Annotated in this window: 15 protein-coding genes; 10 read left to right on the top strand and 5 right to left on the bottom strand. The window is 56.8% G+C overall.

The window, feature by feature from the left end:
* The first annotated feature begins 80 nt into the window (after positions 1–80).
* Together IEX74_RS00930 and mltG are read left to right on the top strand one after the other, a co-directional pair.
* On the top strand, positions 81–857 hold the full coding sequence (locus IEX74_RS00930; RefSeq protein WP_188810059.1) for a class I SAM-dependent methyltransferase: 777 nt from the start codon (positions 81–83) through the stop codon (positions 855–857).
* 20 nt (positions 858–877) lie between these two features.
* On the top strand, positions 878–1,948 hold the full coding sequence (mltG, locus tag IEX74_RS00935) for an endolytic transglycosylase MltG (protein WP_188810062.1): 1,071 nt from the start codon (positions 878–880) through the stop codon (positions 1,946–1,948).
* Between the two features lie 74 nt (positions 1,949–2,022).
* Here the strand turns inward: mltG and IEX74_RS00940 are convergent, their stop codons facing one another.
* Positions 2,023–3,495, bottom strand: coding sequence for a hypothetical protein (locus tag IEX74_RS00940; protein ID WP_188810064.1), 1,473 nt, complete (start codon positions 3,493–3,495; stop codon positions 2,023–2,025).
* Between the two features lie 256 nt (positions 3,496–3,751).
* Between IEX74_RS00940 and dtd the strand changes: the two genes are divergently transcribed.
* Positions 3,752–4,207 (top strand): D-aminoacyl-tRNA deacylase, encoded by a 456-nt coding sequence (dtd, locus tag IEX74_RS00945; protein ID WP_188810066.1) that lies wholly within the window; start codon positions 3,752–3,754, stop codon positions 4,205–4,207.
* Between the two features lie 69 nt (positions 4,208–4,276).
* Positions 4,277–4,609 (top strand): nucleotide pyrophosphohydrolase, encoded by a 333-nt coding sequence (locus IEX74_RS00950; RefSeq protein WP_188810068.1) that lies wholly within the window; start codon positions 4,277–4,279, stop codon positions 4,607–4,609.
* Between the two features lie 112 nt (positions 4,610–4,721).
* Here the strand turns inward: IEX74_RS00950 and IEX74_RS00955 are convergent, their stop codons facing one another.
* Both IEX74_RS00955 and gcvT read right to left on the bottom strand, forming a co-directional pair.
* The gene (locus IEX74_RS00955) at positions 4,722–5,432 is read right to left on the bottom strand and encodes a 2-phosphosulfolactate phosphatase (protein ID WP_188810070.1); all 711 of its coding nucleotides are present in this window, start codon (positions 5,430–5,432) and stop codon (positions 4,722–4,724) included.
* A gap of 221 nt (positions 5,433–5,653) precedes the next feature.
* Positions 5,654–6,754: a glycine cleavage system aminomethyltransferase GcvT gene (gene gcvT, locus IEX74_RS00960; RefSeq protein WP_188810072.1), complete on the bottom strand. Its 1,101-nt coding sequence runs from the start codon at positions 6,752–6,754 to the stop codon at positions 5,654–5,656.
* A 189-nt stretch (positions 6,755–6,943) separates the two neighbouring features.
* On the opposite strand from gcvT, the gene IEX74_RS00965 reads away from it, so the two are divergent.
* Genes IEX74_RS00965 through IEX74_RS00975 form a run of 3 tightly spaced genes read left to right on the top strand, consistent with a single transcriptional unit; the run spans position 6,944 to position 9,378 of the window.
* Positions 6,944–7,306, top strand: a complete 363-nt coding sequence (locus IEX74_RS00965; RefSeq protein WP_188810074.1) for a CZB domain-containing protein — start codon at positions 6,944–6,946, stop codon at positions 7,304–7,306.
* A 28-nt stretch (positions 7,307–7,334) separates the two neighbouring features.
* The gene (locus IEX74_RS00970; protein ID WP_188810077.1) at positions 7,335–8,879 is read left to right on the top strand and encodes a sensor histidine kinase; all 1,545 of its coding nucleotides are present in this window, start codon (positions 7,335–7,337) and stop codon (positions 8,877–8,879) included.
* Positions 8,880–8,934: 55 nt separating this feature from the next.
* Entirely contained in the window at positions 8,935–9,378 is a 444-nt protein-coding gene (locus IEX74_RS00975) for a response regulator (RefSeq protein WP_188810079.1), read from the top strand.
* A gap of 146 nt (positions 9,379–9,524) precedes the next feature.
* On the opposite strand, the gene rnhB is transcribed toward IEX74_RS00975, so the two are convergent.
* Both rnhB and IEX74_RS00985 read right to left on the bottom strand, forming a co-directional pair.
* Complete coding sequence (gene rnhB, locus IEX74_RS00980; RefSeq protein ID WP_188810080.1) at positions 9,525–10,100, bottom strand: ribonuclease HII; 576 nt, start codon at positions 10,098–10,100, stop codon at positions 9,525–9,527.
* Between the two features lie 99 nt (positions 10,101–10,199).
* Positions 10,200–10,436, bottom strand: coding sequence for a hypothetical protein (locus IEX74_RS00985; RefSeq protein WP_188810081.1), 237 nt, complete (start codon positions 10,434–10,436; stop codon positions 10,200–10,202).
* Between the two features lie 376 nt (positions 10,437–10,812).
* On the opposite strand from IEX74_RS00985, the gene IEX74_RS00990 reads away from it, so the two are divergent.
* The 3 genes from IEX74_RS00990 to gatC all read left to right on the top strand — a co-directional run bounded on the left by IEX74_RS00990 (position 10,813) and on the right by gatC (position 12,706).
* On the top strand, positions 10,813–11,388 hold the full coding sequence (locus tag IEX74_RS00990) for an NUDIX domain-containing protein (RefSeq protein ID WP_188810082.1): 576 nt from the start codon (positions 10,813–10,815) through the stop codon (positions 11,386–11,388).
* A gap of 142 nt (positions 11,389–11,530) precedes the next feature.
* Entirely contained in the window at positions 11,531–12,400 is an 870-nt protein-coding gene (locus tag IEX74_RS00995) for a lysophospholipid acyltransferase family protein (protein ID WP_229755066.1), read from the top strand.
* Between the two features lie 18 nt (positions 12,401–12,418).
* On the top strand, positions 12,419–12,706 hold the full coding sequence (gene gatC, locus IEX74_RS01000) for an Asp-tRNA(Asn)/Glu-tRNA(Gln) amidotransferase subunit GatC (RefSeq protein WP_188810083.1): 288 nt from the start codon (positions 12,419–12,421) through the stop codon (positions 12,704–12,706).

The raw sequence follows: 12,706 nt of genomic DNA on the forward strand, positions 1-12,706 counted from the left end.
GCTGCGGGTCGACATGTTCAGCAAGATGACTGACAACGCTTCGGAAGCTAGCTTTTTCCTTACCTGATTTATTCAAGGCTATGTCTACTCGCTCCGCCAAAGAACAATTTGACCGTCAGGCCAGCCATTACAATGCGCAGTGGAACTCCTGGACCGGCACGGCCCTGAACTGGCTGCTGGAGCAGGCCGAGTGCCAGCCCGATGACACGGTGCTGGACGTAGCAACGGGTACGGGCTTCACTGCCCTTGCTTTCGCGCCCTTTGTGCAGTCGGTAGTGGGCGTCGATGTGTCGACCGGGATGCTGACGCAAGCCCGGCAGCAGCAGGCCGCGCAGCAGATCAGTAATGTAACCTGGCAGGAAGGCGCCGCCGAAGCCCTGCCCTTCGACGATGCTGCCTTCTCACTCGTGACCTGCCGCATTGCGCCGCACCACTTTCAATCGGTGCCGCAGTTTTTGAGCGAAGTGAAACGGGTACTCCGCCCGCACGGCCGCTTCCTGCTGGCTGATACGTGCGTACCCGACGATGAGCCAGAAGTGGCGGAATGGCAAAACCGGGTTGAGGCGCTGCGCGACCCTTCGCACATGCGCAACCTGGCTCCGCAGGAGTGGCACCGGGCCGTGGAAGCCGCCGGCCTGCACGTAGTAGCACTCGGCGAACCTACTAGCGACATTGCCATGCAGCTCAACGACTGGATGACGAAATCGGGCTGCACGGGCCAGGAAGCTGAGGCTGTACGGGCCGCCTTCTCGACGGCACCACCGGCGGCGGTTCGTTTTTTCAACATCCAAGAACTGCCCGAGGGTGATTATTCGTTTGCCTGGCAGCGTGTGGCCTTAAAGGCTATAAAGCCTTGATCTGTTTGTAGCTTACCATTTTGCCTTCTCCCGTTTCCTCTGCTTCTTCCCCGTTGCGCCGCCGCATTGCGGTGATTTTGCTCGTGCTCCTGCTGTTGTTCGGTGGCGCGGTCTTCTATGCTGCCTGGCGGGTATATTGGAAGCCTAATGTGGCGGCGTCGCCCTTCGGCCCGGCTTATTTATACATCCGCACGGGCGCTTCATTTCTGGAGGTGCTGGATTCGCTGGAACGCCAGGAACTGCTGCTGGAGCCCGCTACCTTCGCGTGGTTGGCCGAACGGCGTGGCTACCCGACGCACATTCGGCCGGGGCGCTATCTTGTAAACTTCGGCACTAGCAATGCCAGGTTGCTCGATAAGCTGATGCTAGGTCAGCAGGATACGGTGGCTTTTCAGCTGGATGCGTTCAAGTACAAACCCCAGCTAGCCCGGCAAGTGGCCCGGCAGCTCGAAACCGACTCAAGCGCTTTGCGCAAGTTGCTGCGGAATAATTCTTTCCTAAAGCAACGCTACCAACTCGATACGACGACCATCCTGACGCTGTTTTTGCCGGGGCCGTACCGCTTTGTGTGGAACACCTCCGCGCAGCAATTTCTGGATTCGGCGGCGGCGATGCACGCTCGTTTTTGGACCGCACAGCGCCGCCGTCGTGCCGATTCGCTTGGCCTCTCGCCCACGGAAGTGCATGTGCTGGCCAGCATCGTGCAGCGCGAAACTGCCAAGCCCAAAGATAAACCCATCATTGCCGGCGTGTACCTCAATCGGCTGCACCACGGCATGCGCCTGCAAGCCGACCCAACGCTGCTCTGGGCTATCGGCAACTTTGGGGTGAAACGGGTTTTGAACAAAGACAAGCTCGTCGACTCGCCCTATAACACATACAAGCACAAAGGCTTACCTCCCGGCCCGATTACCTCCGCGAATCGCCAAAGCCTTGATGCCGTGCTCAAGCCTACCGCGCACACCTACTACTTCTTCTGCGCCCGCCCCGACCGCAGCGGCTACTCCGATTTTGCCGAAACTTACGCCGAGCACAAGCAGAACGCCCGCCGCTACCAACACACGCTCGACAGCCTACAAATCCTACGTTAACAGCTGATCAGTTATCAGTTACCAATTCAGAACCTAGGTTAGTAGCGAATTGGTAACTGGTAATTGATCAGCTGTTAGTTGATTGAAATCAGGCGAAGTTGGAGGGAGTCGCGGCGGGCGGCTCTTTGGAGGGCTAGGGTTTCATCGTAGCCTAGACTCGTGTATTCGGAGTGCTCCAGGAAGAGTAGCGGCGCGGTGAGCAGCGGCTCGGGCCAAGCCGCTACGACGGGCAGTTGGCGCAACGAATCGAAGTTCAGGACGTTTGTCACGCGCCAATAATCATCAAGCAACACGTAGCGGTAGCCTTGCCGACGGAGAGCGGGCAAAGTATGCTCATCGGTAATGACAGCCACCGAGCCAGGCACCACGTAAGGCACGAGCCCCTGCCCTACCGTGCTGATTACCGGCGGACTGCCGTGTTTTCGCAGCCAGGCGGCTACTTCCGGATAGTGGCTAGGCGTGTAGGCATAAATCTCACGCTGAATATGACCTAGGTTGAAGCCGACTGCCACGAGCACCACGAGCGACAGTGCCCACCAACGCCGATCCAGCACCTGGCGCAGACTCAGAAACGTGAGGGCGTAGAGCAAGCCGTAGATGAGCAGCAAGCCGCGTGGGGCCTTGAGCAGCAGTGACATACCTACCAGAAAGCAATACACCCAAATAGCCAGGTAGCGGACAAGATTCGGTTGTTTCAGCTTCTGAAACAGCGCCCGCCGCCATAGCAGCGGGACGGCCACCAACCCCAGCAGCACCAGCGGCGACTCAAAGTCGCGGAGGAATTTGAGGTAATACAGCGCATCTAAGTGCGCCATGCCTTGGCGGCCGGCAGCGTTGGGGGCGCCCGGCCGCACAATGTTGTAGTACACCGCCAACCATCGATACCACGGCAAGCCGACGGCCAAGCTCACGGCGGCCAGTACTACATACGGCGTCGCAAGTATGGCAAGTACGCGCAGCAGGTTACGCGGGCGAAGTAATAACCCATCTTGCTGCAACAGCTCAAAAACGGCGAGAATGGGCAGTGTCAGCAGGAACTTGTAGTTGATACACAAGCCGATAGTCACCCAGACTGCTGCGCGTAACAAAGACCTAGGTGTAGCTTGGCGCAGCCGTTCATAATAGGCTTGCAGCAACCCGGTGAAGACGACGAGGCCCCAGGAACCCATTGTAAAGTCGCGCCCGGAGAAGGTCAGGAAAGTCGATACTCCGATGAAGAGGACTAGCAACCCGGCTTCGTAGCCCGCTAACCTAGCTTCCCGACTGATGAACAGCGTGAGCCACCCAACGGCTACCACCCCCACCAACGCATTCAGGTACTGAAAAACGTGGAAATCGGTGGTAAACCACGCTACCGGCGCGTAGAGCAATGAGAAGCCGGGGCTGCCGTGGTGGTAAAGGTTCCTAAGGTCGCCAACGGCCACTTCCTGCACAATCTGCCAGTTGCGCACTGAGTCGTAGTCGGGTAAAGCGGCCGCGGCCAAGCCGTGCAGGCGCACGCCTGCCACCATCAGCAACGCCAGCAGGAGCCACAACGGCTTATTCATTTAACATTTAACATTTACCATCTACCATTTAACATCAGCCAAGCTGCAAGTAAGGATTTGCAGGCTGTACTTTGCAGTCAGGCTAGCATACTAGCGACACCGATGTAGCGCGATGTAGCGCGAAGCTCCTGCTTCGCGTATCGTTGAACGATTACGCTAGCACAACCTAGGTCCGATCGTTCAACGATACGCGAAGCAGGAGCTTCGCGCTACAGCGTGCTGCATTTTGTGCTACAATTTCAACGAACCAGATACAATGAGAGCAGTTATTCAGCGCGTTAGCGAGGCAAGCGTGACGGCCGACGGACGTGTTACCGGCAAAATCGGGCAAGGCTTGCTGGTGCTGGCCGGCTTTGCGCCCACTGATGATACGCGCAGCCTCGACTGGGTTGCGCGCAAGCTCGTGCAACTGCGCATCTTCGGTGATGACGAGGGCAAGATGAACCGCAGCGTTCAGGATATAGGCGGCCAGCTGCTGGTTGTCAGCCAGTTTACGCTGCTGGCGGATGCCCGCAAAGGCAACCGACCTAGCTATATCGGTGCCGCCCCGCCGCCCGTCGCCATTCCGCTCTACGAGCAGTTTGTGCAGATGCTGGAAAAGCTGCTCGGCCAGCCAGTCGCCACCGGCGAGTTCGGCGCCGATATGAAAGTGCGCCTGCTCAACGACGGCCCGGTTACCATCGTGCTCGACTCGCCGGAGGGCAAAGAGTAGCTGCGTAAATGAGTAACTGAGTAAGTTCGTCCAACGCATACTCAGCTACTCACTTACGCAGCTACTCTCATGACCATCGAAGAGGCCCAAAAAACCGTCGATCAGTGGATCAAAACCACAGGTATCCGGTATTTCAACGAGTTGACCAACATGGCGATACTCACCGAGGAAGTCGGTGAAGTAGCGCGCATTATTTCCCGCCAGTACGGCGAGCAGTCCTTCAAAGCATCTGACCGCGACAAAGACCTGGCCGACGAGCTAGCCGATGTGCTGTTTGTGGTGATTTGCCTCGCCAACCAAACCGGCATTAATCTCACCGAGGCGCTCCAGAAAAACCTGGAAAAGAAAACAACTCGCGACACCGACCGCCACCGCCAAAACGAGAAGCTGAAAAACAGTTAACATTTATCAATTAACATTTAACAGGTATCACTATCAGTTAATACTGCCCAACCTAGGTATCTAGCAGATAAGTATTGGTAACTGGCAGTTGTTAAATGTTAACTGGTAAATGTTAAATGACCAGCTGTCCGTTGCGCCAGATGGGGACTAGGTTGTATTCGTTTAGGCGCACGCAGAAATCCATGTCTTTGTTGGCTTCCAGGCTGTTGAGGCGGCGTACGTGCGACGATTGGAGCAGGTAGCCACCTAGGTCTGGTTTGGCTTGCTGCCACAGCTGATGCGCGGCTAGCGTGGCGTCGCTGCTCGTCACGTCGAAGTCGGGTGCTAGCAGTTCCGCCAAAGCGCCGGCAAAAACGGTGTCTTCCAGGTTGAAATTACCCTTCCAGCCGGCGCATACGACCACCACATCTTTCTGCTGCTGACGCGCAAAGTCTGCCACGGCATTCAGGTTCAGGAAGGCGCCCACTATCACGGCATCGGCGGCCAGGGAAAGCTGAAGGGCGCGGGTGCCGTTGGTAGTGGTGATGGCGACGGCGCGGCCGCGCACGGGCAAGGCCTCGTTGAGGTAGCCGAAGGGCGAGTTACCTAGGTCGAAACCGGGGGCTTGCCGGCCATCGCGCTCGGCGGCGGTGAGGTAGCCTTGGCTGGCATAGGCGCGGCATTCTTCCAGCTCGCTCAGCGGCACGATGTGCGAAACGCCCGCTGCCAGCGCCGTCACGATAGAGGAAGTGGCCCGCAGAATATCCACGACCACGGCCACGCGGCCGCGTAAGTCGAAAAGGGAAAGAAGCTCAGGGGTTAAGCAGACGTCGAGGCTAGGCAACTTATTTTCTTTTAGAAAGCACAAAAAACGTCTGTCATCCTGACGAAGGAAGGACCTCCCTCTGATAAACGAAAAGCTCTCTTCAATGCCCTAAACCTTTTACACCTTGCACCTTGGTGAAAGAGAGTTTAGGGCAGTATTTAGCTTTTTCGCTTAAGAGAGGGAGGTCCTTCGCAAGCTCAGGATGACAGACGGAAAATCACGTTAAAAACACAACCGGATTACTCCGTACCCGGCACAAACGGCAGCTTTACAATGGTAGCCGGCAAGTTCTTGCCGCGCACCTGCACGAAGATTTTGCTGCCGGGCTTGCTCAGCTCCGTTTTCACGTAACCTAGTCCAATGCCTTTGCTCAGCGAAGGCGACTGCGTGCCCGAAGTCACTTCTCCAATCTGCTCCCCAGCTTCATCTACCAGCGGGTAGTGGCTGCGCGGAATACCAGGACCGTCCATCTGAAAGCCGATCAGCTTACGGCTCACGCCTTGCTCCTTCTGCTGCTTCAGGGCATCCGAGTTGGTAAAATCCTTGGTGAACTTCGTAATCCAACCTAGGCCAGCTTCCAGCGGCGAAGTCTTATCGTCGATGTCGTTGCCGTAGAGGCAATAGCCCATTTCGAGGCGGAGCGTGTCGCGGGCACCTAGGCCGATGGGCTTCAGGCCATACGGCTGACCCGCTTCCATAATCTTGTCCCACACGGTTTTAGCGTGCTCGTTGGGCACGTACAGCTCGAAGCCGCCGGCGCCGGTGTAGCCCGTGGCCGAGATGATGACGTTGGGCGCACCGGCGAAAGTACCTTGCACAAACGAGTAATACGGAATGCTACCTAGGTCGGCATCGGTGAGGGGCTGAAGCGCGGCGGCGGCTTTGGGGCCTTGCACGGCAAACAGGCTGATTTCATCCGACACGTTCTCCAGCTCCGCGCCTTCGGTGTTGTGCTGACTGATCCAGTTCCAGTCTTTCTCGATGTTGGATGCGTTGACGACCAGCATATACTCCTGGTCGGCGAGGCGGTACACGAGCAGGTCGTCCACGATGCCGCCTTCGTTGTTGGGCAGGCAGGCGTACTGCGCTTTGCCGTCGGCGAGCTTGCTGGCGTCGTTGCTGGTCACGCGCTGAATCAGGTCGAGGGCGTGCGGGCCGCGCACCCGAAATTCGCCCATGTGCGACACATCGAAAATACCCACGGCCCGGCGTACGGTGTGGTGCTCGTCGAGGTCGGAGGAATAGCGCACGGGCATGTTGTACCCGGCGAAGGGCACCATCTTGGCACCTAGCTGCTGGTGCACCTCATTCAGCGTGACGGTCTTGAGGTCTTCGGCCATAGTTTATGCGTAGAGAGTAGAGGAAAGCGCCTGCGGTAACGGCATGGAACCTAGGTGCTAAAAGCGGTGGGCGAAATTAACTATTTCACCGGGTCCGGCCGCGTCGGATGCAGGTGCTACCTTTGCTGGCTTCCAGACTATCTGCTTTCCGCTGCTACTTCCTGGCGGCCGCCGACCTTTTTCCTAGCCATGAACGACGATCTGAAACAGGATTTTGAAACTGCCCTGGTGAAGCACCTGCTCTTCAAATCGAAGCTGCGCTCTTTCCTGTATGGCAGCGGCACGGCCGAAGAGCCCATTCGTGATGCAAATACTTGCGCGCTCGGGAAGTGGATCAACGAGCGGGCGCTGGTACAATACGGGCATTTGCCTGAAGCGCAAGAGCTTGACCGTGTGCACCGGCAGGTTCATCAGGTAGCCAACCGGCTGATGGACCTGCACGTGGCCGGGCAAGCTGAGCAGGCCATTGCGGGCCTATCCGACGTACAAGTCCTGACCGACCGCATCTCGCAACTGCTTCGCACGATGGAAAACAAGCTGCGGCAAGGTTAATGATTCGCCGTTTGTAGCCTTCTCTTGCATGAAGCTGAAGCTTTCCACCAAACTTATTGCGGGCTTTACGGCCATTCTGCTGCTGTTCGCCGGCGTGGTCCTGACCAACTATCAGCTCTCGCGCAAGGTGCTGCGCAACGCCCAGCGCGTGGCGGAGTCGCAGCGAATTACCAGCGAGGCCACGACCCTGGCCAGCAATATTATCGACATGGAAACCGGCTTTCGCGGCTTCCTGCTCATCGGCGACGAAGCTATTCTGGAGCCTTATTATGATGGGGAACGCAGCCTGCTAGGTCGCTTTGTGCAGCTCCGCAGCTCTCTGAAAGTGGGCACCCCTCAATACGAGCGGCTCGTGCGGGCCCAGCGCTTGTTTCAGCAATGGGCGGCGTATTCACATCTGATGGTGAGCGAGAAGCGAGAAGCCAAGCGCCGCATCCCTGATCAGATTGGCCTGCAAGGCATGGAGCACCGCCTGCTGGCAGAGGGCTCCACCGGCCGTTTGCTCATGGATCAGATTCGGGTGCTGTTCCGTGGCTTCGAAACGACGGAGCTAGCTGCCCGCAATGAGCTTCGCAAAAAGTTGACGGACAGCATTCGGGAAAACCGCATTATCTCGGTTTCCGTCACCTTGGTAGCTAGCATTCTGGGTGTTACGTGGGCTTTTTACATCACGCGGCTTATTGGCGGGCGCATCAGCACGATGGTGGACCTGGCGAAACGCTTGGCCTCCGGCGACTACAAAACGCGCATTGAAGACACCGAGCGCGACGAGCTGAGCCAGCTCACGGCCTCTTTGAACGTGATGTCGCACACCATTGGCACCACCATTACGCAGCTGGAGCGCCGCAATCAGGAGCTGGACCAGTTTGCGTACGTTGTGTCGCACGACCTGAAAGCGCCTCTGCGCGGCATTGAAAGTGCTTCGCGCTGGATTGAAGAAGACATGGGCCAGGAACTGCCGCCGCATGTGCAGGAATTCTTGGTGTTGATGCGGGCTCGCGTGCACCGCATGGAAAACCTGATTACAGGCATTCTGGATTTGTCGCGGGTAGGCCGCGTGGCGCAGGCCACGGAACGCGTCAACGTGCGGGAGCTACTCACCGAAATCATCGATTCGTTGGCTCCGCCGGAGGGTTTCCGCTTGGAGCTGCCCTCCTATCTGCCGGTGCTCACCACCAACCGGGTACCGCTTCAGCAGGTATTTACTAACCTGATCAGTAACGCTTTAAAGTACCACGACCATCCCGAAACCGGCACCGTGCGCGTCACTTGCCGCGAAGACCGGGAGCAATACACCTTCGCCGTTGCCGACGATGGCCCCGGCATCGCGCCGGAGTACCACGAGCGTATTTTCGTCATCTTCCAGACTTTAACCGCCCGCGACACCCTTGAAAGCACGGGCGTAGGTCTGGCTATCGTGAAGAAGATTGTGGAAGGTCAGGGCGGAAGTATTCACGTAGAATCCGCCGAAGGACAAGGTGCTACGTTCATTTTCACCTGGCCCAAATCAGTAGCGCCGCCTGTCGCTGCCCGAAGCGGAGCCAACGTAGATGTGACTCAATCCCGATCTTAATCGTATAGAAGTCCGCGCCAGCTCTACCCACGGCTCTTGTTGTTCTCTTTTTACTATGTCAACCGCCCCTAGTTCTCCCTGTATTCTGCTGGTCGAAGACGATCAGATGGACATCATGAATGTGCAACGCGAATTGCGCAAGCATAATATCAACGTTCCGCTGCACATCGCCGGCAACGGCCGCGAAGCCCTACACCTACTCCGAGGCGAAAACAACCAGCCCAAAATCGATAAGCCCAGCATCGTGATGATCGACATCAACATGCCGCGCATGAATGGGCTGGAACTCTTGGAAGCGCTCCGCTCCGACCCCGAGTTTGTGGGCCTGAACGTGTTCATCATGACCACTTCTGACCTCGAAACCGACCGGCTCAAAGCCAAAGAGCTAGCCGTGAGCGGCTACATTGTAAAGCCTCTGAACTTCGACAAGTTCGGCGAAGGCGGCTCCACCGTCGACGGCTTCAGCTTGTTCCTAGACCTGCTCCGCCTCAAGGAATAGACATTTAACATCTACCATTTAACAGTTATCATCTATCAACCCATGCTTACCCAAAACCTAGGTTAGTGTTGTGGTAATTAATTGACTGTTAAATGGCAGGTGATAGTTGGCAGCTGTTAAATGTTAATTGATAAATGTTAAATAAATCAAAGGAGTCGGAAGCCTAAGCGGTGGTGTTCCGTGACGCCGTGGGTGCGGATGGCAGCGCGGTGGCGCACGGTGGGATAGCCGGCGTTTTGTTCCCAACCGTAGAAAGGGAACTCGGCGGCCAACTCGCGCATGCGTTCATCGCGGAAGGTTTTGGCGAGAACGGAAGCGGCGGCAATGCTGCGGTAGCGCCCGTCGCCGCCGATCAGGCAGGTGTGTTCGATGCCATTGTAAGGCCGGAAGCGTTTGCCATCCACAATCAAATGCGTGGGCGTAGTACCTAGGTTTGCTACGGCCCGGTGCATCGCCAGGTAGCTAGCCTGCTCAATATTAATGTCGGCAATCTCGGCGGGCGACGCTTCGGCTACGGCCCAGGCTATGGCCTCCCGGCAGATTTCAGCCCGCGCCACTTCCCGCCGCTTGGCGGTCATCTGCTTGGAATCGTTGAGGTAAGTGGGCGCAAAATCGGGCGGCACGATAACAGCGGCGGCGAATACTGGTCCGGCCAGGCAGCCGCGGCCGGCTTCGTCGAGGCCCGCTTCCAGGGGCTGATCGGTGTAGGAGGCAAGTAGCATAATAGCTGCAAAAGTAGCTACCCCAAACGTGAGCCGGGCCTCCGCGGCAACAATGTTACCGCGGAGGCCCGGCCGTCAGATTAGTTGCTTAAAACCTAGCTATTTGTGGCTTCCCGCGGCGGTGCCATCGGCAGGGTCATTCTCGCCGCGGCGGTTGCCTTGCGAATCGCGGGGGCCTTCATCCAGGTCGTCGTCTTCGGGTCCATCTTCATTGATAGCCTCGTTGATAGCACTGGTATTTGTGCCTAGCGCTGCTTCGGCTTCGGCATGTTTGAGGTTGAATAGCGGGTCGCCGGCTTCTGGTTGCGTGGGCTTATTTTTGGGCTCATTAGCCATAGGATCTGCGAGGCTGCCGGAATGTGAACGGTCAGCGCTTACGGTAGATACGCCAGCCCGCTGCCGACAGTTGTGGCCTAAAACAAAAAGGCCACTGCATAATGCAGTGGCTTTTTACGCTCCTTCGGCGAGTTTTATCCACTCTTCCTTTGCCGAATTTCGCCACGCGGATAAGGCTTCCTTTCCATAGACCTTAGCCGCGCTGAATAAATTTCTACGACAAAAGTAGATAACCTATTTGCTTCCAGTAAGTATTTTGGCTCAACTGGCGGTTCTACTCGGTCAATGCTGAATCGTGCCCGATAGGGTTTCCTAAAATTAGACAACTTTTCCCAATATTAAACTTTTACGATTCTCATCTTTCTTCCTTTTTCTAATGAGTTCATCTGCTTTCCCTGACCTCGACGAAACGCACAACCCCTGGCAGACGCTCTCCACGGAACTGAAGTACCAGAACCCTTGGATCAGCGTGCGTGAAGATCAGGTTATCAATCCGGCTGGCGGCCGCGGCATCTATGGCGTTATCTCGATGAAGAATAAGGCCATCGGTATTATTCCGATTGATGCGGATGGCAATACGTGGCTGGTGGGCCAGTACCGCTACGCGCTCAACGAGTATTCCTGGGAAATTCCGATGGGCGGCGGGCCGATAGAGCTGGATGTGCTGGAATCGGCGAAGCGGGAGCTGCGCGAGGAAACCGGCTTCAGTGCCGGGCGCTGGACCAACATTGCCCGGCTGCACACCTCCAACTCCGTGACAAACGAGGAAGGCTTTGTCTTCCTGGCCGAAGACCTTATCCCCGGCGAAGTAGCACCCGAAGAGACCGAAGACCTACGCCTGTGGAAGCTTCCCTTCGCGGAAGCCGTGCGAATGGCCCTCGACAACCGCATCACCGATGCCATCAGCGTAGCCGGCCTGTTGAAAGCTGATAAAATTCTGGCAAGCAGGTGAGGTGGTGAACTGGTGAGGTGGTGAACTGGTGAAATAGAGAGGTTTGAGTTAGCGAGTTGATAATACGCAAGTTGACTCACCATCTTACTACTCACCACCTCACCACCTCACCACCTCGCCATTTCCCTCTTACCTTTGCGGCATGCGACGATTTCTGCGTTTCATTGGCCATCGGCTGTACACCACCTGGAGCACCTTCTGGTTTGTGCTGCCTTTCGTGCTGACGTATCCCTTGCAGTGGATGCTAGCCCGAAAGCCGCGTTGGCACCGTCATCTGCACGCCATCAACCGCGTTTGGTCGATTGTGTCGATTCGGATGTGGGGGATGCCGGTCACAATTGTGCGTAAGCAGCCGCTGCCCGCCAAGCAGCCGTACGTGTACGTGGCAAACCATAGCTCGTACATTGATATTCTGCTGCTGTTCAAAGCTATACCGGGGTTTCTGAACATCGTCGGGAAGAGCGCCCTGGCGAAAGTGCCGGTTTGGGGACCGATTTTCGGCAGCACTTACATCACGGTGAACCGCGAAAGCGCCGTGAGTCGGGGCCGCTCGATGGTGCAGGCGCGCAAAAGTCTGGAGGAAGGGCGTTCGGTGGTGCTGTTTCCGGAAGGCACTATCTCGAAAAAGCCAGCCGAAGAAATGATGCCGTTCAAGGATGGCGCCTTCCAGCTGGCCATTGCCGCGGGCGTGCCTATCGTGCCGATTACGATGCCGCTGAACCACCGCTTTATGCCCGATGTTGGCGGAATCCGGGTGCGCTACACGCCACTGAAGATCGTTCTTCACGAGCCGATTTCCACCCAAGGCCTCACCCTAGCCGATGCGGAAGAACTTAAAAACCGGGTATTCGCTATCATTGCCAGCGAATTCATCCCCGAAGCCGCTGGTATCCCGGAGCCTACGCCCTACTACCGGCCCAAACCGCCGAAGGAGAAATCAGCTCCGGCCGCTGGTAAATCTGAAGCCGCTGATGCCAACCGTAAGCAAAAGCTGCACGTTCCTAACTCGTAACTTCTAATCCTTATTACTTTGAGTACCGACCTAGCTACCCTGCGCAAACTAGCCCACCTTTCCCGCCTGGAACTCGACGAATCCAAAGAGCAGAAAATGCTCGGTGAGCTGAACAAGATTCTGAACTGGGTGGAGCAATTGCGCGAGCTGGATACCACTGATGTGGAGCCGCTAGTGCACTTGTCGCACGAAATCAACGTGTTGCGTGCCGACGAGGCGAAGAATACCGTAAGCCACCAGGACGGCCTGCGCAATGCGCCCCGCAAAGACTCTGATTACTTCCGCGTACCTAAAGTATTGGACTAG

Origin of the sequence: Hymenobacter cavernae (assembly GCF_014641455.1) — a bacterium.
GTDB classification, from domain to species: Bacteria; Bacteroidota; Bacteroidia; order Cytophagales; family Hymenobacteraceae; genus Hymenobacter; species Hymenobacter cavernae.

Coding starts and splice junctions, on each gene's coding strand:
- IEX74_RS00950 (WP_188810068.1), top strand. CDS start 4,277: ATGACCATCGAAGAGGCCCAAAAAACCGTCGATCAGTGGATCAAAACC.
- IEX74_RS00985 (WP_188810081.1), bottom strand. CDS start 10,436: ATGGCTAATGAGCCCAAAAATAAGCCCACGCAACCAGAAGCCGGCGAC.
- IEX74_RS00975 (WP_188810079.1), top strand. CDS start 8,935: ATGTCAACCGCCCCTAGTTCTCCCTGTATTCTGCTGGTCGAAGACGAT.
- IEX74_RS00940 (WP_188810064.1), bottom strand. CDS start 3,495: ATGAATAAGCCGTTGTGGCTCCTGCTGGCGTTGCTGATGGTGGCAGGC.
- IEX74_RS00965 (WP_188810074.1), top strand. CDS start 6,944: ATGAACGACGATCTGAAACAGGATTTTGAAACTGCCCTGGTGAAGCAC.
- gcvT (WP_188810072.1), bottom strand. CDS start 6,754: ATGGCCGAAGACCTCAAGACCGTCACGCTGAATGAGGTGCACCAGCAG.
- rnhB (WP_188810080.1), bottom strand. CDS start 10,100: ATGCTACTTGCCTCCTACACCGATCAGCCCCTGGAAGCGGGCCTCGAC.
- IEX74_RS00970 (WP_188810077.1), top strand. CDS start 7,335: ATGAAGCTGAAGCTTTCCACCAAACTTATTGCGGGCTTTACGGCCATT.
- IEX74_RS00995 (WP_229755066.1), top strand. CDS start 11,531: ATGCGACGATTTCTGCGTTTCATTGGCCATCGGCTGTACACCACCTGG.
- IEX74_RS00990 (WP_188810082.1), top strand. CDS start 10,813: ATGAGTTCATCTGCTTTCCCTGACCTCGACGAAACGCACAACCCCTGG.
- IEX74_RS00930 (WP_188810059.1), top strand. CDS start 81: ATGTCTACTCGCTCCGCCAAAGAACAATTTGACCGTCAGGCCAGCCAT.
- dtd (WP_188810066.1), top strand. CDS start 3,752: ATGAGAGCAGTTATTCAGCGCGTTAGCGAGGCAAGCGTGACGGCCGAC.